This window comes from Bacillus sp. GZB, assembly GCF_001975995.1.
GTDB classification, from domain to species: domain Bacteria; phylum Bacillota; class Bacilli; order Bacillales; family Bacillaceae; genus Bacillus; species Bacillus velezensis.
This window is the reverse complement of the sequence record NZ_MTQG01000020.1, coordinates 73,997-96,152: the sequence shown is the minus strand read 5'-3', so window position 1 is coordinate 96,152 and position 22,156 is coordinate 73,997. Positions and strand designations below refer to the sequence as shown.

The 22,156-nt window shown below is 44.1% G+C and carries 17 protein-coding genes; 12 read left to right on the top strand and 5 right to left on the bottom strand.

Annotated features, from left to right (window positions below; all coding sequences use genetic code 11):
• Window positions 1-71: 71 nt before the first annotated feature.
• From BXO87_RS19375 to BXO87_RS19360, 4 genes are read left to right on the top strand one after another with little or no spacing between them, the layout of a single operon-like run.
• Window positions 72-641, top strand: coding sequence for a restriction endonuclease subunit S (locus BXO87_RS19375; RefSeq protein WP_038457117.1), 570 nt, complete (start codon window positions 72-74; stop codon window positions 639-641).
• Window positions 642-661: 20 nt separating this feature from the next.
• The gene (locus tag BXO87_RS19370) at window positions 662-2,254 is read left to right on the top strand and encodes a type I restriction-modification system subunit M (RefSeq protein ID WP_038457119.1); all 1,593 of its coding nucleotides are present in this window, start codon (window positions 662-664) and stop codon (window positions 2,252-2,254) included.
• Window positions 2,244-3,482 (top strand): restriction endonuclease subunit S, encoded by a 1,239-nt coding sequence (locus BXO87_RS19365; protein WP_038457121.1) that lies wholly within the window; start codon window positions 2,244-2,246, stop codon window positions 3,480-3,482. Before BXO87_RS19370 ends, BXO87_RS19365 begins: the two co-directional genes overlap by 11 nt.
• 21 nt (window positions 3,483-3,503) lie before the next feature.
• Window positions 3,504-6,662 (top strand): type I restriction endonuclease subunit R, encoded by a 3,159-nt coding sequence (locus tag BXO87_RS19360; protein ID WP_038457123.1) that lies wholly within the window; start codon window positions 3,504-3,506, stop codon window positions 6,660-6,662.
• Window positions 6,663-6,757: 95 nt separating this feature from the next.
• Here the strand turns inward: BXO87_RS19360 and BXO87_RS19355 are convergent, their stop codons facing one another.
• Window positions 6,758-9,247, bottom strand: a complete 2,490-nt coding sequence (locus tag BXO87_RS19355) for a tetratricopeptide repeat protein (RefSeq protein ID WP_038457124.1) — start codon at window positions 9,245-9,247, stop codon at window positions 6,758-6,760.
• Between the two features lie 200 nt (window positions 9,248-9,447).
• Here BXO87_RS19355 and gutB point away from each other — a divergent pair, with 200 nt between their 5' ends.
• The 8 genes from gutB (at window position 9,448) to BXO87_RS19315 (ending at window position 17,242) form a co-directional block, all read left to right on the top strand.
• Complete coding sequence (gutB, locus tag BXO87_RS19350) at window positions 9,448-10,509, top strand: sorbitol dehydrogenase (RefSeq protein ID WP_038457126.1); 1,062 nt, start codon at window positions 9,448-9,450, stop codon at window positions 10,507-10,509.
• 73 nt (window positions 10,510-10,582) lie between these two features.
• Entirely contained in the window at window positions 10,583-11,959 is a 1,377-nt protein-coding gene (locus BXO87_RS19345; RefSeq protein ID WP_038460658.1) for an MFS transporter, read from the top strand.
• A gap of 101 nt (window positions 11,960-12,060) precedes the next feature.
• Window positions 12,061-13,023 carry a carbohydrate kinase family protein gene (locus BXO87_RS19340; RefSeq protein WP_038457127.1) on the top strand — a complete coding sequence of 321 codons (963 nt, stop codon included), beginning with the start codon at window positions 12,061-12,063 and terminating at the stop codon, window positions 13,021-13,023.
• A 233-nt stretch (window positions 13,024-13,256) separates the two neighbouring features.
• Window positions 13,257-13,574, top strand: a complete 318-nt coding sequence (locus tag BXO87_RS19335) for a YjdJ family protein (RefSeq protein WP_038457128.1) — start codon at window positions 13,257-13,259, stop codon at window positions 13,572-13,574.
• A gap of 113 nt (window positions 13,575-13,687) precedes the next feature.
• A complete protein-coding gene (locus BXO87_RS19330) occupies window positions 13,688-14,374 on the top strand; it encodes a PspA/IM30 family protein (RefSeq protein ID WP_015239300.1) in 687 nt (228 codons plus the stop codon).
• Between the two features lie 50 nt (window positions 14,375-14,424).
• Window positions 14,425-15,450, top strand: a complete 1,026-nt coding sequence (locus BXO87_RS19325; RefSeq protein ID WP_003155811.1) for a TFIIB-type zinc ribbon-containing protein — start codon at window positions 14,425-14,427, stop codon at window positions 15,448-15,450.
• Window positions 15,450-16,211 carry a TPM domain-containing protein gene (locus tag BXO87_RS19320; RefSeq protein ID WP_038457130.1) on the top strand — a complete coding sequence of 254 codons (762 nt, stop codon included), beginning with the start codon at window positions 15,450-15,452 and terminating at the stop codon, window positions 16,209-16,211. The genes BXO87_RS19325 and BXO87_RS19320 overlap by 1 nt, the downstream gene beginning before the upstream one ends.
• Before the next feature lie 26 nt (window positions 16,212-16,237).
• On the top strand, window positions 16,238-17,242 hold the full coding sequence (locus tag BXO87_RS19315; protein WP_029973761.1) for an SPFH domain-containing protein: 1,005 nt from the start codon (window positions 16,238-16,240) through the stop codon (window positions 17,240-17,242).
• Between the two features lie 41 nt (window positions 17,243-17,283).
• Here the strand turns inward: BXO87_RS19315 and BXO87_RS19310 are convergent, their stop codons facing one another.
• From BXO87_RS19310 to BXO87_RS19295, 4 genes are all read right to left on the bottom strand, one after another.
• Window positions 17,284-19,215, bottom strand: a complete 1,932-nt coding sequence (locus BXO87_RS19310; protein ID WP_038457133.1) for an acyltransferase family protein — start codon at window positions 19,213-19,215, stop codon at window positions 17,284-17,286.
• Between the two features lie 271 nt (window positions 19,216-19,486).
• Window positions 19,487-20,347: an anti-sigma-V factor RsiV gene (rsiV, locus tag BXO87_RS19305; RefSeq protein ID WP_038457135.1), complete on the bottom strand. Its 861-nt coding sequence runs from the start codon at window positions 20,345-20,347 to the stop codon at window positions 19,487-19,489.
• Window positions 20,347-20,844 (bottom strand): RNA polymerase sigma factor, encoded by a 498-nt coding sequence (locus BXO87_RS19300; RefSeq protein WP_003155802.1) that lies wholly within the window; start codon window positions 20,842-20,844, stop codon window positions 20,347-20,349. Before BXO87_RS19300 ends, rsiV begins: the two co-directional genes overlap by 1 nt.
• 188 nt (window positions 20,845-21,032) lie before the next feature.
• Complete coding sequence (locus tag BXO87_RS19295; RefSeq protein ID WP_003155800.1) at window positions 21,033-22,073, bottom strand: 2,3-butanediol dehydrogenase; 1,041 nt, start codon at window positions 22,071-22,073, stop codon at window positions 21,033-21,035.
• Window positions 22,074-22,156: the final 83 nt, after the last annotated feature.

Here is a 22,156-nt window from a genome sequence, read left to right as displayed (position 1 = left end):
TTTGAAGTGATAAGATTCAATGGTAATGAAAATCAGTAATTTTAAAGAATTACTTTTGAAGAGGGCGGGATATGCGACTTGAAGAGATTGTGACGGTTAAAATAGGGAGAAATCTTTCTAGAGGACACGAGAAAAATGATCCGACATTAGTTGCTTATACATATGAGGATTTAATAAATGATTTAGATGGCTCGTTTCTAGACTCACAAGTTAGTCTTGGTGCTGAACAATCAAATCATAAAGAAAGCTATTTGAGCAGTGCCGGGGATGTTGTTTTCAGCTTTGTCAGTTCCAAGGCTGGGATCGTGAGTGACTTAAATCATGGGAAGATCATCAATCAAAACTTTGCAAAACTCATGATTGAACATATTGATTTGGATAGTCGATATTTATGTTATGCATTAAATGAGTCGCACGCAATGAAAAAGCAAATGGCAATTTCCATGCAAGGAAGCACTGTGCCAAAATTGACTCCTGCAATATTAAAAGAATTGGAGATCAAATTACCAAGTATTGAGAAACAACGGACGATTGGAATTGCTTATTTTTGTTTGAGAAAGCGTCAAGCTTTGGCGAAGAAACAAGCGGAACTTGAAGAGCAACTTTATTTAGAAGCATTGAAGAGATTAGACCAACAATAGAAAAAGTGAGGAACACAACTATGGCTGAATTACACTCAAAATTATTTAGTGCCGCAGACAACTTGCGAAGCAAAATGGATGCATCAGAATATAAAAACTACTTATTGGGATTGATCTTTTACAAATACTTGTCTGATAAGTTATTAGAAAAAGTCGTTGAAATCGCAGATGAATCTTTAGAAGAATACAACACACAAGAAAAACAAACGCAATTGTACCGGAATTTATTAGCGGATGAAGAGATCAAAAATGATTTGATTGAAACGTTAGTGGATACTTTGGGCTATGATATTGAGCCAGAGTATTTATTCAATGTATTAGCCAATCAAGCGAAACAAAACACATTCCAGCTGAATGACTTAAATAAAGCATTTATCGATTTGTCTACGAAATATGACCAATTCAACGGTCTGTTTGATGATGTGGATTTGACATCAAAAAAACTGGGATCGGATGATCAACAGCGAAACATCACGATTACTGAAGTATTGAAGAAACTAAATGATGTCAATGTAATCGGTCATGACGGGGATGTCATTGGGGATGCCTATGAGTACTTAATTGGTCAATTTGCCTCAGAAGCTGGTAAGAAAGCGGGAGAATTTTACACACCTCATCAAGTATCTGACATGATGGCGCGTATTGCCGCAATCGGTCAAGAAGACAAAAAATTATTTAGCGTATTTGACCCTACCATGGGATCAGGTTCCTTGATGTTGAATATTCGAAACTATATTAACTATCCTGAAAGTGTAAAGTATCATGGGCAAGAACTAAACACAACAACTTTTAATCTAGCGAAGATGAACTTAATTTTGCATGGTGTGAATAAAGAAGATATGCGGTTACGCAATGGGGATACATTGAACAAAGATTGGCCGACAGATGAGCCATATACGTTTGATTCAGTTTTGATGAATCCGCCGTACTCTGCCAAATGGTCTGCAGATGCTACATTTTTAGATGATTCACGTTTCAATCGTTACGGCAAGTTAGCACCAAAATCAAAAGCCGACTTTGCTTTTCTTTTACATGGGTTCTACCATTTGAAAGATTCGGGAACAATGGCGATCGTCTTACCACATGGAGTTCTGTTCCGTGGAGCGGCGGAAGGTGTGATCCGTAAGAAATTATTGGAAGATGGCAGTATTGATGCCGTGATTGGTATGCCAGGTAACTTATTCTTTGGCACATCGATTCCAACAACAGTCATCATCTTGAAGAAAAATCGCAGTACTCGTGATGTGTTATTTATTGATGCAAGTAAAGAGTTTATAAAAGGAAAGAACCAAAATAAACTTTCTAAAGAACATATTGATAGGATTGTCGAAACGTATCAAAAACGAGAAGATGTCGCGAAATATGCCCACGTTGCAACATTCGATGAAATCAAAGAGAATGATTTCAATTTGAACATCCCTCGATACGTCGATACGTTTGAAGAAGAAGAACCTGTGGATATGGCTGCGATTGGTGCATCCATTAAAGACATTCGAAAAGAAAAAGCGGAACTAGAATCTAGCTTGTATGACATGATTTCTTCACTGCAATATGATGAAGAAAATGCAGAGTGGATCAAGGGCGCGTTAGAGGTGTTTCATCGTGGAAAATAAGCGTGTACCAGAAGTGAGGTTTGAGGGATTTAGTGGAGAATGGGAAGAGCGTAAGTTGAATGAAGTAGCTGAAATTATTGGTGGAGGAACGCCAAGTACTGCTGTTCAAGAATATTGGGATGGTGATATAGATTGGTATTCACCAGTAGAAATTGGAAAAGAAATATATGCTGTTGGTAGTCAAAGAAAAATAACTTCACTTGGATTAAAAAAGAGTTCTGCCAAAGTACTACCTGCGAACAAAACAATTTTGTTCACCTCTCGTGCTGGAATTGGAGATATGGCTATCTTAAAAAAAGATGGAGCTACAAACCAAGGCTTTCAATCTTTAGTAGTTAACACTAATTACAATACTTATTTTGTTTATTCTATAGGACATAAAATAAAAGAGTTTGCATTAAAACATGCATCGGGATCAACTTTTTTAGAAATATCCGGAAGGCAATTGGGAAAAATGGTTTTATTTGTACCGTCATTAGAAGAACAAACTAAAATCGGCACCTTCTTCAAACAACTAGACGACACGATCGCTCTTCATCAACAAGAACTAACCACCCTCAAACAAACAAAACAGGGATTCTTGCAAAAAATGTTTCCAAAAGAAGGGGAATCTGTGCCGGAGGTTCGTTTCTCAGGTTTTACTGGCGATTGGGAACAGCGTAAACTTCGTGAAATGTTGGCAGAGCCTGTTACTGATGGACCTCATGAAACTCCCAAACTTGAAGAGAGTGGAATCCCATTTATCTCAGTTGATGCAATCGTTGATAATCAGATTGATTTTGACAGAAAACGTGGATATATTTCTGAAGAGACTGATGAGTTGTACTCTAAAAAGTACAGACCTCAATATCATGATGTCTTTTTGGTTAAGTCAGGTTCAACTGTGGGTAAGACGGCAATCGTTGAAACTAAAGAGCGTTTTAATATTTGGTCTCCATTAGCTGCCATGCGCGTTGGTGAAGTGTCTGATCCGTACTTTTTGTATTTCTTATTGCAAACAAGAAAGATGCAAAACCAAGTAAAAGATAAAGCATCTAGCGGTACTCAGCCAAATTTAGGTATGCGAGAACTTGAAAAATTCCATACACAAATCACCCCTAATCTTGAGGAACAAAAGAAAATCGGTGCCTTTTTCCAGCAACTCGACAATCTCATCACCCTTCATCAGCGTGAATTAGAAGCCTTGAAAAAAACGAAAAAAGCATTTCTACAAAAGATGTTTGTTTAACGAATAAAGAGGGGGAGAATCATGGCAACGATCCAGCATAAAGATGAAGCAGAGGTAGAGCGCCGCCTGATTGAAGTGTTAGGTGAAGGGTATAATCAGTGGAATTATCGTCCAGATTTAAAATCGGAAGAAGACCTATGGGAGAACTTGCGTCAAAAAATCACGCAAAACAACCTATCAGAAATTGGGGAACATCCCATGACTGATAAAGAATTTGACAAGATAAAGACAGAGTTATTATCGAAAACACAGACTCCCTTTGATGCTGCTAAGTGGCTCAAAGGGGAAAATGGAATAGCTCGAATTACGATTGAACGTGAAGATGTCTCTTTAGGTTCGATGTCTCTGGTGCTATATTCCAATCAAGACATTGGCGGAGGAATTTCTACATACGAAGTCGTTCACCAGATAGCGAAACAAAAAGCAAACGTTGACGGTCGAAATCGGCGATTTGACGTGACACTTCTCATTAATGGATTGCCCATTGTTCAAATTGAGTTAAAACAGGCCAGTGCAAAAGACGGCGTATTCCAAGCCTATCATCAAATCAAGAAATACGCAGAAGAAGGAATGTTTCGAAACAATATCTTTTCTACTCTGCAGTTATTTGTCATTTCCAATGAACAAACGACTCGCTATTTCGCCAATGCGCTACCAAAAGATATGCATAAGAAATTGATCTTTAGCTGGCGAACAAAGGATAATCAAAAAGTAGAAAATCTTTATGAATTTGTTAAACGAGTCTTAAATATTCCGGATGCCCATCGATTGATTGCCGATTATACAATTGTAAGTGAGGATCAAGACAACAAAGCTATAATAGTATTAAAACCGTATCAAATTCATGCGATCCAAGCCTTGTTTACATCTGCCATGAAACATCAATCCGGCTATGTTTGGCATGCGACCGGCTCAGGAAAAACGTTGACAAGTTTTGTTTCTACGAAGTTATTAGCCCGCAAAACAGGTGTAGACCGCACGATTATGCTCATTGACCGAAAAGACTTAGATAACCAAACGACGACAGAATTTACTAAATTTGCGTCTGAGTTTAACACGGGGATTTCTTCTGGTCATGCTAAATCAAATAGTTTGATTGTCGGAACTGGGAGCGCAAAGGAGTTAAGTCAAACTCTGCTGTCTGATACCAATTCGAATACAGTGATCATTACCACTCGCCAAAAACTAGAAGCTGCCTTGCGCTATGCCCAAAGGCAAGAGGAGCAAAAAGGTACTCAGCGCTTTAAGAAACTGCTAGGACAACATATTGTCTTTGTCGTGGATGAATGCCATCGTGCGTTAAGTGCAGAAGGTATGGAAGTCATTAAGGGATTCTTTCCAAATTCAACTTGGTTTGGATTTACAGGGACACCGATATTTAATGAAAATAAAAAACAGGCTAAAGGTCGATTAGCTCGTACCACTCGTGACCAATATGGAGACGTTTTGCACACGTATACCATTAAGAATGCGTTAGACGATGGTGCTGTTTTAGGGTTTCAAGTAGAGCACGAAGATACGATTGAGCCCACTTCATTAAATAATCATATTTTTGAACAACTGCGTCATCTTGAAAAATACGCCAATTGTAGTGCAGATGAAGTGAACGATATGATTGATCAAATGGATGGAATGGAAAAAGAAGCATATCTTGAACCATCTTCGTTCGAGAATGATGAACATATTCAAAAAGTCATTCATAAGATTTTTAGGCCGGATAATGCCTATATTAAATTTGATTTTCAAAACGGCCGCCCGCAAAAATCAGCTATTTTAACAACGAGTTCCATTGATATGGCGAAACGTTACTATCAGGCAATTAAAGAAATGACGACAGGTCCAGATTGGTTAACAAAAGAGTTTGCGGGACACCCGATCCGAACAGGTCGTACAATTGAGGATCCTGACTTTCCTCGGATAGCAATTACGTATTCAATGCAAGAAAATGAGGAAGATTCCAAACAAATTCAAGATGAAATGATGGAAATTATTAAGGATTATAACGATTACTATCATACTGCTTGGTCGATAGAAGATATTGAACGATATAATGGTGATATTAACAATCGGTTAGCTCGTAAAAAAGGGGAATTCAAAGAATTTGGGAAACAAATTGACCTTGTCATTGTTGTCGATCGGTTATTGACTGGTTTTGATGCCCCAACGATTCAAACGTTATTTGTGGATCGGAATTTAAGTTATGCCAATTTGATTCAAGCCTTTTCTAGGACCAATCGTACATATCCAGGAAAGACAAAAGGATTAATTGTGACATTCCGTAAACCTTTCACAATGGAACAAAACGTAAAGAATGCGACGAAGTTATATTCTCATGCACAAGAGGATTCTAGTCTTGTTTACCCAACGTATGATGAATCGAAGAAACGTTTTAAGAAGGCTCACAAAGCGCTAACTATGTTAATTCCCAATCCAACCGATATTGATGAGCACACATCTCTTGAAACCCGAATTGAGTTCGTGAAAGCATTTCAAGAGCTAAACAATTCATACGAAGCGTTAGTTACATATGATGACTACAACGATGATATGGAAAAATCAGCAGCACTTCAAGAACAGGTGGAAACACTAGAAGAATATATTGGTATCTATCACACGATTAAAGGTTCACTTATAGATGAAGAGCGTCATGATGGCCAGGAGCCGGATTTCTCGGACATTGAATTCTATGGAGAAAACGCAGTGAAGATCTATGATATTGATTCAACGTATATTGATCGACTATTAGAAACATACTCGGCCAATAACCAGAATATCCGTGATGAGATCGAAAGCGCACTTCAAAAACTGGAGAAATCAGACATTGTTAAAGATGTATACCGTGAGATGTTAAATGCCATTGATACGAAAAACGTAGATGAAGAGGAAGATATTCTTGTAGTGAAAAGACGCTTCTTCACGAAAAAACGCAGCCAAGCAGTTAGGGAATTTGCGAATAGTTGGTTTGTGGAAGAGGATGAGCTGCATTTATCTGCAGTTCAATATGTGATAGGGGCAGATCCTATTCCGAATATCGGGGGAATCATCAATAGCAAGCAATTTGATCGGTACAAAGCCGTACATCCAGATGCAAAACCGTTGAAATACGGACCAGAGTTGAAGCGTCAGTGGAGAAAGATGTTAGATGAAGTCATTGTACCTTTGGATGGCGAGCTGAGATAAAGTCTATATAGGCCAACTACTGCGAATCTTGAGTTGGCCTATTCTATTTATTATGAAGAAATATCATGAGATTGCTGACAGAACTACTATGCGTACTAGTCGTTTTCTTTAATCACCTTTTTCAATCGCTCCACCTCACCCCGAATCCCAATCCCAGGCTCCCACGAATCAATCAAACGAATCGCCTTCTGATTCGATTCCATCGCTTTCTTATTTTCTCCTTTACGATAAAAGAGCTGTGCCATCCCGTAATAATAGTAGATCAACTCAACCTGATTGGCGTTGTTTTTGTCATAGAGCATCTGCTCAAAGGCTTTTTCCGCTTTTTCGAGCTGATCACACTTTACGTAAGCCATGCCCAGGTTGAAATAGGCTTCTATCGTTTTTTCGCCGCCGTATGCGGCGCTGGTTGTGTTTGCCGCTTCGTATAATGTGATGGCTTCTTCGTAGTGAGAGCGGGCGAAACTCAGGTCGCCGCGAACCAGAAGAACCCTGTGCCGGATAATGGGGGAGACAGGCTGATCTTTGATGCCGTCCAGCATTGCTGCCGCTTTTTTCGGTTCTCCGATTTTTAACAGCAGCCTCGATTGCAGGGCGGTTCCCCATACTTTCAAGTCGTCGTGATCCGGCGCGCCTGATTGTTCGAGTATCTTCAGGCCGGCTTCTATTTGCCTGAGAGCTCCGTCTGAATCGTTGACTTCCATCAGCGCCCAGCCTGCCGTGTCGATCCTGAAGTAGGCTTCCCGTGTGTGTTCGCCTGATTGACTGGCGGCATCGGCGGCTTTTAATCCGTATTCGATTCGCAGGGGCAGGTTGATTCTGCTTAGAAAATGGCTGATGCGGATGATGAGTTTGATTAGGATGTCATGTTGTCCGGTTTCGCTCGACCATTCGATGACCTTTAGGATGTTCGGCCATTCCTTTTTCATTTGCTCTAAATTCCGTCCCAGCAAGTAGCTCCAATAGACAGAATTGGGCTGTTCCCGCTTTATATGGGTTTCCGCATAATCAATATAATAATGCGCCCAGCGGCTGCGGGCTTCTTTTGCAAATTCGTGATTTTCGGATAAGTGCTGTTCTCCGTAAGCGACAACGGTTTGATGGGCTGCGTATTGAATTCTTCCTTCGCTTCGTTCCGGCTGTATTAAAGCATATGACCGCATTTGCTCAATCGCGTAATGAAACCGCCGGACGTCTAATCCGGCCGCTTGAGCCAAGCTTTTTTCATCAGGAGGCTTAGCGAAAAAGCAAAGCGTCTGCCATAGTTTTCGTGTGTCTTCATGACATCTGTCCCATGTGCGGCCAAAGAGAACCTCAAACAATTCCAATAATGAGTAGCCTGCTTGTTTAAGTTCTTGAATGAGCTGCGGAGCGGGGATGTCGTCGTCTGACATGTATGCAATGCTCAGTGCCATGGCCTTCGGGTTGCCGGCGGCTGCCGAGACGAATTCATTCTTAAGGTCAGGTGATAGCTGCAACAGCTGCTCCAGCTTTTCCCGTTTATGCGGGAGGTTGCATGTTTGCAGACAGCGGTGCACTTCTTGATGGAAAAATTCAAGGGCATCCGTTTGTTCAAGCCCGCTCAGCTGGATGGCCGCCAGTTCCCCGAGGCCGTCCCGGTATGTCTGTTTTACGTTTTCCCGTGCCGTAAGGAGGACTTTTACACCTTGCGGAAGGCCGATGATAAATTCGTGAATGTCACATTCCGCTGTATCAATGCTGTCAACGATCAGCAATACCGGTTTTTCATTTGAATGAGCGGCTAATGCATTGCGGACGACGAACCGTTTTTCGTTGATTGATTTGTCGATTTGTTCGGTGCGTCCGAGCTGATAGGCGATCGTGTTTAAAAAATCGCTGAAGCTCAATCCTTTCCAATCCGCGCTGTTCCAGATGATGCTGTTGAATGCCGGCCAATCTGGTGAACCGCCGGCACAAAGGTAGGCTGCTTCAAGAGCGATCGTTGTTTTCCCCATGCCGGCCCAGCCTGTGATTAAACAGACCGGTGACGGAGACAGCATCCATTGCCGGATTGCTTCCATATCAAAGCCGCGTCCGATAAAGTTTCCGGTCCGGCGTGACGGTAAGTTATGCGTGACGGACTTTCTTGTAAGCGCATTCGTTTCGTGGCTTGGTCTGTCATGAAACAGCCGCTTTACTGCTTTTTCAACATCTTCATCACTCGGCGCTCCGAATGATCCGTCTTTCCGGAGTATTTTTGCTTTTTTTAGACAAGACGCCGTCCAAACGGGCAATGCGGGTTTGATGACGGGAATGGTTGTGGTTTCCAGAAGGCCGGTCAGCCATTCAGGATCCATATCAGTCTTTTCTATAATGATCCAGATCATGCCGAACAACTTTCCGTCGTCAATTCGTCCGGGAATGTAGTTTGCGCCCATCTGTCCGATCCAGCTTTTGATCGTGTTAGAGGAAACGCCTAATCGGAGTGCGATTTGCTCTATATAAGACTGTCCGGCTTTTACGTTCTTTGTCCTTTTAATTTTGAAATCAGGATGATGTTTCAGCGATTTGACGGCAGGTGCCAGCAGTTCTGCAAATTGTGTCCGGTTTTCAAGTTCAGCCATTAGCCTGCACCTCCTATTAGTACTATTTTATCAATTCAGTGTTTTTTGTATATGAAAAAATAAAAAGTACAGTGCGGCTGTCCTTTTATACAGCAGGAAAGGCTGTTGTACGTCTTGAAAAGCAGATAAAATAGGGGCAGTAATAGAGAAAACAAAAATGTATGCACTTACATTTCAAAGCAGAGAAAGGATTTTGCCAAATGACTCACACAGTGCCTCAAAATATGAAAGCGGCGGTTATGCACAACACGAGAGAAATCAAAATCGAAACATTGCCCGTGCCTGACATCAATTATGATGAAGTGTTAATTAAGGTGATGGCTGTCGGAATTTGCGGATCTGATCTGCATTACTATACAAATGGCAGAATAGGCAATTATGTAGTGGAAAAACCATTTATCCTCGGTCATGAATGCGCGGGAGAAATTGCCGCCGTCGGATCGTCTGTCGATCAATTCAAGGTGGGAGACCGTGTCGCCGTCGAACCCGGTGTCACATGCGGACGCTGTGAGGCGTGTAAGGAGGGGCGTTATAATCTTTGCCCGGATGTACAGTTTTTGGCGACACCGCCGGTTGACGGCGCGTTTGTCCAATATATCAAAATGCGTCAGGACTTTGTTTTCTCGATTCCGGATTCACTATCCTATGAAGATGCGGCTTTGATCGAACCGTTTTCTGTCGGCATTCATGCGGCCGCGAGAACAAAGCTTCAGCCCGGATCAACAATTGCGATTATGGGAATGGGGCCTGTAGGATTAATGGCTGTTGCGGCAGCGAAAGCATACGGGGCAGGCACAATCATTGTGACCGACTTGGAGCCGCTGCGGTTAGATGCCGCGAAAAAAATGGGAGCGACTCATGTCATCAATGTCCGGGAACAGGATGCCGGTGAAGAAATCACAACGATCACGAATGGCAGAGGCGTTGATGCTGCCTGGGAAACAGCGGGGAATCCGGCGGCATTGCAATCCGCACTGGCTTCCGTGCGCCGGGGCGGAAAACTGGCGATTGTCGGTTTGCCTTCTCAGAACGAGATTCCGCTCAATGTGCCATTTATTGCAGATAACGAGATTGATATATACGGAATCTTCCGTTATGCGAATACGTATCCGAAGGGAATTGAATTTCTCGCTTCCGGCATAGTGGACACGAAGCACCTTATAACGGACCACTATCCGCTGGAGCAGACGCAAGAGGCGATGGAACGGGCCTTTCAATACAAAAATGAATGCTTAAAAGTGATGGTGTATCCAAATCGCTGAGTGAACGGGGAGGATCTTTGCATTCTCCCTCTTGCTTATCAAAAATGAAAACGGATTCTTGGGGTGGGAAATGATGATTGAAACAGAAAAAGCAGCGGCAGTAAAGACGAAATATCGCGGCCTGTCCTGGATGGAACGGATCGGCTACGGATTCGGCGATATGTCGTACAATATTATCTTTCAGTTTGTAAACGCATACTTATTATTCTACTATACAGACGTCGGCGGCATTAAGCCTGCGGTCATTGCAGCTTTGTTTCTTATCGTAAGGGTGCTGGACGCTATTTTTGACCCGATTATGGGCGTGATTTTAGACAAGACGAATACTAGATGGGGAAAGGCAAGGCCGTATCTTTTGTGGGTGGCGTTTCCTTTTGCGCTATTTACGTTCTTATGCTTCACGACCCCTCATTTCGGCGAGACGGGGAACATGGTTTATGCGTACATCACTTATATTCTGCTTGGGATGTCCTTCAGCATGCAGACGATTCCGGTCAACAGCTTAACGGGGCGGATGACGAATTCCGTGGAGGAACGGACGGTTCTGACGACGACCCGGATGATTTTGGTTTATATCGGAATTCTGTTATCGATTTCCTGTGCGACACCGCTTGCAGATCTGATCGGCGGGAAAGATCAGGCGTTTGGATTCCAGATGACGGCGCTTATCTATGCGGCGGTGAGCATCGCATTGAATCTGTTCAGTTTCTTTACTGTGCGGGAACGGATTCAGCCTGAAAAAAGAAAAAAACAAGGAGTGAAAAAGACGTTGTCTGTTTTGTTCCGAAACAAGCCTTTGCTCATTTTGGTTTCTGCATTTTTAGCGTTTGCGATTGGGTTTAACATTAAGCTCAGCACGATGGTGTACTATTTTACGTATAACGTCAGCCATAAGGAATTTGTGTTTTTAGGAACCGTGTTGTTTTTCGGCGCAGCGCTGATCAGCAATCTGTTTATTCCTTTCTTTTCTGAGAAGCGGGGCCGGAAGCAGGTTATGATCATCACGGCGGCGCTATCGCTGATTTCTTATGCGGGCCTTCAGTTTACATCGTATTCTTCGCTGCCGCTTATTTTCTTTTGGCTTTTCGTTTCGGGATTTTTTACGACGCCTTTAAATACGCTTGCTTGGGGAATGGTTGCCGATTGTGTCGATTATGCGGAATGGAAAACCGGAGTCCGGGCTGATGGCGTGGTGATTTCGAGCATGAGTTTCATCAATAAGCTCGGAGTTGCGTTAGCCGGGTCATTTTCGGCCGTTTATCTCGGAATCGCCGGATATGCCGCGAATACCGATCAGACGGCCTCGTCATTAAATGCGATTAAAAATATGAATGCGCTCATTCCGGGATTGTTCATTCTGCTGTCTATTATTCTTATTTCTTTTTATCCTTTAACTGAAAAAAAATATCAGCAGATGATGTCTGATCTGGAGCAAAGAGCTGCAAGATGAGTATACGTAAAATTTAAAATATTCTATGTAAACTGTTGTATTTATGACAGAAAGCACTATACTGAAACTATAATCGAGAATTGATAAATGAGTGTGATAATGTGGGAAGCCAATCTGTTATTTGTATTGGAGAATTGTTAATTGATTTCTTTTGTACCGATGTGGATGTTGATTTGACGAAAGGACGTAATTTCTTAAAAAGTGCCGGCGGGGCACCGGCGAATGTGTCGGCAGCGATTGCTAAGCTGGGCGGAGACGCGGCTTTCAGCGGAAAAACAGGCAAAGATCCGTTCGGGTATTTTCTGAAGCAGACATTGGACGCCGTACATGTCGATACCTCTATGCTCGTCATGGATGAGAAAGCGCCTACAACGCTTGCGTTTGTTTCATTAAAACAAAACGGGGAGCGCGACTTTGTGTTTAACAGAGGAGCGGACGCTTTGTTTACGCTGGATGATATTGATCTGGAAAAGGTAAACGATGCCAAAATCCTACATTTCGGATCAGCGACGGCATTGTTATCTGAACCGTTTTGCTCAGCCTATTTACGGCTGATGTCGATTGCGAAAGACAATGGACAGTTTATTTCCTTCGATCCTAACTACCGTGAGGATTTATGGAAAGGAAGAGTTTCAGAGTTTATAAACACCGCAAAAAAAGCCATTGCCGTAAGTGATTTTGTGAAAGTCAGTGACGAAGAGCTTGAGATCATCAGCGGTGCGAAGGATCATAAAGAAGGTGTTGCGGTTCTTCATGAGCTCGGGGCCGGTATTGTGGCGGTGACACTCGGGAAAAGCGGGACCCTTCTTTCAAATGGGAAGGATATTGACATCATTCCGAGCATTCCGGTGACATCAATAGACTCAACGGGAGCGGGAGATGCGTTTGTCGGCGCGGCGCTGTATCAGCTGGCGCGCACCGATGAGATTCAGACGGCAGCCGATGATTTTGCGAAGCTGCGTGATATTGTCTCATTTGCCAATAAGGTGGGGGCGCTCGTGTGCACCAAAATCGGTGCGATCGATGCTTTGCCGAGTTTAAAAGAGGTTGAAGTATCACTGTAAAATATCGAGGATGCTTCTTGAAAGTCATCGGACTTCGGGAAGCATCCTCTTTTATTTAGGTCTGAAACCCTTTTCGATATACGGTATACTTTAGAAAGGCATCCAGTAAATTGAACTGCTGTGAAGTACATACAATAACGTTTTTATCAGTTCTGAGTAAAACCAAGTTTCTGCTGCTGCCGTCATGTATACTATGACGGCCTGTGATATTGAACCGCGGAGGAATGTTTTTCATGAAACATGTTTTTCTTATTGTGCAATGCGCGTTTTCTGTTTTTTGTTTTCTTTGTCTCGCCGCTGTCAATTGGTATCAGGGGAGTGAGCTTGTTTCTGATTCGTTTGATTGGAATGATACGGCTAAATTCTCAAAGCTTTTGAATGGGACGGATACGATTACAAGTCCGGAACAGATTTCGCAGCTGGATTTCTTTGTGTATGCGGCGAAGCATTACCCGTTAGTGAGCGGGTTGATGATCGGGCTTTTTATTTATTTTTTGTTCTCACTGTATCTGGTCATAAAGAATTTCCGCCGGCACAAATGGGCTGAATGAGACTATTTTCATATAAAATACATAAATTCATGAGAAAATGAAACTTTTTTTGAAAAAAACAGTATATATAACTATGAACTTGTTACTATTTAATTTTGGGAGGAAAATGAAAAATGAGTATTTTAGGAAGATTTAAAGACATCATGTCAAGCAATATCAATGCGCTGCTGGATAAAGCTGAAAACCCTGAAAAAATGGTTGATCAATATTTGCGGAATCTGAACAGTGATTTAGGAAAAGTGAAAGCGGAGACGGCTTCTGTCATGGCTGAGGAACAGCGGGCGAAAAGAGCGTTAACAGAATGCCAGGCTGATGCCGAAAAGATGGAAAGTTATGCGATGAAAGCGTTGCAGGCCGGCAATGAAGCCGATGCGCGGACGTTTTTGGAAAGGAAAGCGGCTGTTGAATCAAGACTGACTGAGCTGCAGACGGCTTATCAGCTCGCTTCTTCCAACGCGTCTCAAATGCGCAAAATGCATGACAAGCTTGTCGCTGATATCGGAGAGCTTGAGTCGCGCCGAAATGCCATCAAAGCGAAGTGGTCTGTGGCAAAGACGCAGGAGAGAATGAACAAATTGGGGTCCTCTGTGTCAAATGCGGGCCAATCGATGACAGCTTTCGGCAGAATGGAAGACAAGGTCAACCAAGCGCTTGATCATGCCAATGCGATGGCTGAGCTGAACGCGTCTCCGAAAGACGATATTGACGATCTGACGGCTAAATATGACAGCAATCAAAGCAGTGTCGATGATGAATTGGCGGCGCTCAAGCAGAAAATGCTTTTCAGTAAAGATCAATAGACAGCGGGCTGCAGCTTTGTCCGATATAAAGAGAAAGTGAGAGAAACAGAATGATCATTTCTTATAAATGCCCGAACTGCGGCGATGATATGGTCTTTGACAGTTCATCCGGCATGCTGACATGTCACAGCTGCGGGCGGCAGGATCAGATTGAGAGCCTGCCAAAAGAGTATATAACGACGAGATTTTCTGAAAATGAGGCGAACGAGTACCGGTGTGAGAATTGCGGCGCAGTATTAATGACTGAGGCGGAAACGACGGCCACGACGTGCGGGTTTTGCGGAGGAGCCGCCGTTCTCGCCGACCGATTATCGGGAAATCTCGCGCCTTCGATGGTGATTCCTTTTACGATCAGTAAAGAAGAAGCCATGAGCGCTTTTAAAAAGTGGTGCCGAAACGGCCGTCTGACACCGAAAGGATTTATGTCTGCTGATCGGGTGAAGAGCATAACGGGCATGTACGTGCCGTTTTGGATGTTTGACTTAAACAGCAAGGTTCAGGTCAATGCCGTTTGTACGAGAGTGCATCACTATGATGATGGAGAATACCGGGTGACGGAGACCGAGTATTACAACGCGTACCGCGATATCAATCTTGATTATCTCAAAATTCCGGTCGACGCTTCAGAAAAAATGAATGATGAATTAATGGACAAATTGGAGCCTTACTCATACAGTGAGCTGAAGGAGTTTAATACGGCCTATTTAGCGGGATATATAGCGGAAAAGTACAATTATACCGATGACGATCTCTTTCCGCGGGCGAAGGATAAAATCAGCCATTATATTGATTCTTATATCAGATCCACCTTCTCCGGATATACGACGGCTGACATTACGGATGAGCAGATTCAGACCGATAAAATCAGCAGCTTTTACGTACTGCTTCCGGTCTGGATGGTCAGCTACGACTATGAGCGGGCTGAACACATTTTTGCGATGAACGGGCAGACGGGCAAGGTTGTCGGCAAACCGCCGATCAGTGCCGGAAAAGTGGCCGCGTGGTTCGGCGGCATAACCGCCGGTGCGTTTTTAGCATTAAGACTCGTCTCACTTATGATAGGAGGCGGTTTTTGATGAAAGTATCGATGAAAAAAGTGTGTCTCTTCTGCTTCGTCCTTTTTCTGATGCTGTCTTTTGGTTTACATACATCGGCGTCTGCCGCGGAACAGAAGCAATATGTTTATGACAATGCTCATTTATTAACGAAGGATGAAACGAAGAAACTTGAGGAATTGGCCGGGAAGCTCGGGGCAAAGCGCCATACCGATTTTATCATTCTTACCGCAAACGGAACGGGCGGTAAGGACATCGAGCAGTACGCCGGTGATTTTTATGACAGTCATTTTAGCGGAAGCACGGCGATTTTGACAATTGATATGAAAAATCGGGAAGTATTTATCTCCGGATATAAAAAGGCGGAGACGTATTTGAATAACAGCCGGCTGAATACGATCAGAAATACGATCTCGTCAGATATTTCCGCAGGCCATTATGAAAAGGCGTTTCAGACCTACATCAAGTTGGCTTATAAAGATATGGGGAAAAGCCCGGACGACAAGTCTGACAATCTGCTGCTCACATGGTGGTTTCAGCTCATTATTGCCGCAGCCGCGGCCGGAATCGCCGTCACTGTGATGGTGTACAATTCCGGCGGCAAGGTCACCGTCACCGGCAGCACGTATATGGATCATGATACGTCTGAAGTGCTGAGCCAGCACGACACATATATCCGAACCGACGTTACAAGAGAAAAAAAGCCTGATAAAGATAATGACAATGACGGCGGAGTCACGAGGGGCGGCACGAGTTACAGCGGAAGCAAGGGTAGTTTTTAAATTATATGTAAAGGATTTGAGCATACATGGGTTTTTTCAGAAATCAGTTAGCAAATGTGGTGGAATGGGAAGAATTCAGAGACGACATGGTTTTCTATAAATGGAACAACCGTGAAATTAAAAAAGGCAGCCGTCTGATTATCCGGCCGGGACAGGATGCCATCTTTTTATACAACGGGAAGATTGAAGGGATTTTCCGTGATGACGGCGATTATGATATCGAATCAGAAATCATTCCGTTTCTATCTACACTAAAAGGGTTTAAGTTTGGCTTTAACAGCGGCATGCGGGCTGAAGTGCTGTTTGTGAATACGAAGGAGTTCACCGTGAAATGGGGCACAAAAAACGCTATCAACATTCCGGCGGCAGGTATGCCGGGCGGTATGCCGATCCGCGCAAACGGCACATTTAACTTCAAGGTCATTGACTACATCGGATTGATTGATAAGATTGCGGGTGTCAAAGACAGCTATTTAGTGGAGGACATTAAAATCCGGATTACGTCTATTCTCGATCAGCTTTTGATGAAATGGATCACCAGAGAAGGAAAAGACATGTTCAATCTGCAGTCGAATTCATTTGAAATCGGAAAAGGGATTCAAGAAGATCTTGATATGCAGCTGATCGGAGACGGCATGTCGATTACGGGCTTCAATATTATGAGCTTTAACTATCCGCAGGAAGTTCAGGATATGATTACGAAAAACGCTTCTTACGGCATGGTGGGCGATGTGAACCGCTATCAGCAGATTTCCATGACGGACGGAATGTCATCCGGCAAAATGAACGGAAGCGGCGCCGCCTCAGACATGGCGGGCATGATGATGGGAATGAATGTGGCAAATCAAATGATGAACCAAATGAACCAAAATCAGCAGAACCAGCCGCAGCAAGATCAAAGTCAGCAGAATCAGGGGACGGCACCGGCAAACGGCTCGGAAGGAGCGGCTAAGCCGAAATTCTGTCCGAACTGCGGAACGAAAACGGAAGGCGCGAATTTTTGTCCGAATTGCGGACAGAAGCTTGCGTGACGATATGCGAAAAAGAGGCCTTTTTTGGGCCTCTTTTTTTGTCATGATTTCATTGTTTGGACGATGAGGGATGTCAGCGCTTTTGATCCCTCAGGTATGAGATGGACGCCGTCCGGTGTGAAGTATTCAGGGTGCTGCAATGCTTTTGCGTGCCAATCGACAAGCGTCACATTTTTCCGTGACTCGGCCTGCCGGCGCAATGATTCGTTTACTTTGCTTTCCCACTGCCGCGGCACACGTGTGTTGACAAGATAGATATCGGCTTTTGAAAAGGAGCTGATCAGTGATTCAATTTGGCTGTTTGTGAAATAGCCGTTCGTCCCTAACTCGATGATGACCGCTTTGTCCGGCTGATTAAATGACGCATATTCCGAAGTGAGCTGGAGTGCTTGAGAGACTTGTCTTCCTACCTTTCCGTCGATGGTGACATGAGGGAGGGACTGCCGCAGGTATGACGCAATGTCCAGCATCACCGAGTCACCGATGGCCAGCACGTCTTGCTGAGGCTGTGTTTGTTTTGAATCAGCCGCTTTTTGAGATGACCGTTCCTTTTTCTCTTCGTTTTTCTTTGTATTTGATTTGTCTGCTGGTTCTTTCTTGTTTTTGTCTGACGCGGTGTCCGTTTTTTCGCCGCCGTGTTTTTTCTTGCTGTCTTCTTCTTTTGCAGGCTGATCGTGATCGGCCGTTTTGTGCGAAGAGGCGGCGGTTTCTTGCTGATCATTTTGCGCGTACGTCCATTGCGGCTGTTTTTTCTCTTCGGCTATCCCTGACAGCCCGCCCGCAAATACGAGAATGGCGGCAAGAATAAGGCCGAGCGACATTCGGCTGATGACAGAGGACGTCTTCCATTCCAGAAAGCGGTTCAGAAACACGCGGCGTAAAAATGGCCGGAAGCCCGCAGTGCGGATCGGCTGTTCAATGAAATGGTAAGACAGCTCGGCAAGAATGAAAGTGGCGCCGATTCTGACGGCGCAGTGCCAATAAACCGGATTTCCGATTTCCTGTACGGGTGTGCTCAGCACGATAACCGGGTAATGCCAAAGATAGATTCCGTATGATCTCGTTCCGATCCAGCGAAGCGGCTTCCATGAAAGGACATGTCCCAAAAAGCTGCTCGGATGGCATAAACATGCGACAAGAACCGCTGCGGTGATGCTGATCAAAAGCATGCCGCCCTTGTACAAGAAGGGTTCATATTCATCTGTGTAAAAGACGCAAAGCAACAGCGCGGCAAAAGCGGCAAGCTCCGTCCCGTGAAGCAGGTGTTTCATGCTGCTCGGCAGCCGTTTGGAAGATAATCGTTTCATCGGCCACACTAAAGCTAAAGCGCAGCCGATCAGCAATTCAAATGAGCGGGTATCCGTCCCGTAATAAACGCGGCTCGGATCTCCGCCGGGCACATACATCATACTCATTACGACTGCCGAACATAACGCGAGGAACATGACCGCGGCCGCAAGCCGGGCCCGTGTTTTACATATGTACATTCCCGCAAGCAGCAGGAAGGGCCATATGATATAAAACTGTTCTTCAATCGCCAGCGACCAAAGGTTTTTTAATGGCGAAGGGGAGCCGAAGCTGTCGAAATAAGAAAGTTGATGAAAGATAAACCACCAATTGCTTATGTAAAAAAGTGAGGAGACCGCATCCCCGCGTACGGTATGCAGGAGCTCGCTGTTAAACAATACGACCCAAATGACCGTCGTGATAATCATGAGATAAGCCGCCGGCAGAAGCCGCCTGATCCGGCGCACCCAAAAATCACGCAAATCAAGGGTGATGGCATTGCCTTGGGCAGGCAATATAATAGATGTAATTAAATACCCCGATAAAACAAAAAAGATATCAACACCAATGAAACCGCCGTCGGCCCAGTTGAAATTCAGATGATATGCGATAACTGCGAGGACGGCAAAGGCGCGAAGTCCATCCAGTCCGGGAATATAGCGGTGATGCAGTGACTTGTCTGACATGGTATTCCTCCAATAATGTGTGCGGAAATTCTCGCTGTTTTGCGGATGGCTATGGCAGATTTCTGTACAGTCTTCCATTTGTTCCGTTAATTAGACGCATTCGGAAGGGGATTTTGTTTCAGAAAAAATGAATGAAATGCTGTGATTTTCTTAAACTTTTCAGCCCCCGTCCGGCGTCTGTTATATGAAAAGGGTCCCTTATGCATCTTGGCTGTTGCGGGACGAAAGAAAAAATCCATGATCTGCGGATATCATGGATTTTTTTCTTTCTTTATCTGATGTAGCGGTCTCCGACAAGCAGCTTGGAGATGACGGAGGTCGGTATTGTAAACTCTGTAACGCCCATATATCCGGGTGCCGCTTCGTATTCATCAAATGAAATAACAAGTTTGTGCTTATCTGTAATATAAAAATTCTGGTCGGCGCGGATGGCTTTAAAAGGCTCCGTCATATCATCATCTTCGACCCAGTATATTTTATTCGGATCTTCTTTCATCTGTTTTTTCATTTGTTCTTTAATATTTTGGCTGATGACTTTAATATAACGGTCATCTTTAAATAAACTCTTTAATGTAAGCACGGCCTCATTCTTTTTATCAATCGTGATGTAACGGCTTTGTGTATAAGATGAAGCTTGCGTTTTTTCGATATCACGGCGGATTGAGATCAAATCCGCTGTGTCAGTAACGGTTTCATAATCGCTGTAAATACTGAGGTGGCCTTTTTTGCTTTTTGAGGTCGCCTTCATAAATTCCCGATATAGCTCTTTGCTTTCTTTCATATAATGCCGGTTGATGCTGTCTTCGAGTTTATGATCGGAAAGGCCGGACAGAGCGGGCGTTTTCACATCAATGCTTGATTGGTTCTTTTCTTCCTTCATCTCCGTGAATGTGATAGCTTGGACGACTTTGCCGATGACGGGGATTTTAGACATGGCTTGTGCGGCATCCGGATTGATATTGACAACGGCGGTAAATAAGACGGCCGCAGCGACTGCCGCGGATGTCGGCCACATCACGATTCGTTTTTTCTTCGGTTTCTGCTGAAGGGCTTTTTCGACAATGCTGTCCAGTTCCTTAGGAATGGGCACACTTTTATACTCTTCTCTTAATTGTTCTAATCTCTTTTCCATTAAGAAAGATCCTCCTTTGTCAGCTGAATGCGCATGAGCTTCAGCCCCCTGTAAAGGCGTGTTTTGACGGTGTTGATGTTTTCCCCCGTGATGTCCGCGATTTCTTCTAATTTCAGGTCTTCAAAGAAACGCAGAATGATAATGGTTTTATATTGATGCGGCAGGTCATCAAGCGCTTCGTGAAGGTCTGTGTCCTTGTAGTGATCTTCCTTTCCGCGGCTCAAAAACTCGATCGTTTCATCGTCCATCACTTTCAGTTTTTTCTGTTTGCGGAGAAAATCAATGGCCGTGCGTACTAAAATTTTATAAAACCAGCTTTTGATCACATCGGGGTTTTTGACGGATTCGACCGATGTCAGCGCTTTTTGAATTGATTCCTGAACAATATCTAACGCGTCATCCTTGTTCTTTACGTAACTGTACGCAAGCCGGTAAAAGTCTTCCTTGCGCTCAGTTATGCACGTCACAAGCGACGCTTTGGCTGTTTCGTTCTTCATTGCTTCAAAGGGCTCCTTTTTTAAAAATACGTATCATAGGCTGCTGCCTAAGGATAGACGGGACAGGGTGAAAAATAGTTTGCGCAGAGGGGATCATTTTTAAAAGGAAAAGGAAGGAAAGACGAAGAGGTGAAAAAAAGAGCCGGAACGGCTCTTTTTCGGATGTGTCTGATATTCAGCTGAACGGTTTAGTTCGGTTTGACTAAGATTTTCACTTGGTTTTTCTCTTTGATTAAAGCGCCGAAGCCTTCTTCAATCAGATCGTCGAGCACGATTTTTTTCGTGACGAGCTTATCTGCTGAGAAGTAGCCCTCTTTCATCAGTGCAAGAACGGAAGGGAAGATGTCACGGTATCCGATAATGCCTTTTACGGTCCGTTCTTTGATGACGATATCGTTCGGATGAATTTCCGCTCCTTTTTCCCAGATGCTGACGATAACCGTTTCACCGGCAATGTTTGTTGACTGGATCGCCTGGCGGAGAACGACAGGAACGCCTGTTACTTCATAAGAAACATCAACGCCGCCGTTTGTGCGTTTAGCGATTTCTTCAACGACATCGTCCGTTTTTGACGGATCAATGATGATAGCGCCGAGTTCTTTCGCTTTTTCCTGACGTTCCGGTGAAAGTTCAACCGCGTAAATATCTGTGGCGCCGGCCGCTTTCAGGGCTTCAATCACAAGCAGCCCGATCGGTCCGCAGCCAAAAACTGCCGCCTTGTCGCCCGCTTTTAATTTGCTTTGGCGGACGGCGTAAAGCGCTACCGCTGACGGCTCAACAAGCGCGCCCTGTTCGTAAGAAAGCTCTTCAGGAAGCTTAAACAGCAATTCTTCGTCAACGGATACATATTCAGAAAATCCGCCGCCGCCTCCGGCTAAGCCTAAGAATCCCATTTGTTCATCAAGGTTATAGGCTCCCTGATGTCCGTGTGTGGCAAAAATCGGTTCCACGACGACACGGTCGCCGACGCTGTAATTTTTGACGCCTTCGCCCACTTCCACGACTTCTCCTGAGAATTCGTGACCCATCGTGACGGGCGCCATTTCGTTTGTTAACGGATGAGGTTCGCCGACCGGAATAAAGATCGGGCCTCCCAAATATTCATGAAGGTCGCTTCCGCAAATCCCGCACCATTTGACTTTAATTTTGACTTTACCCGGTTCTGCTTTAGGTTCATCAATGTTTTCGATTCGAATGTCTTTTTGATTGTGCCATCTTGCCGCTTTCATTGATTATCACTCCTAGTCTGATTGAAACGAGTATAGGTACATGATCAATATGAACCACGGTTAAAAGGAATAAAGTGCCTGCT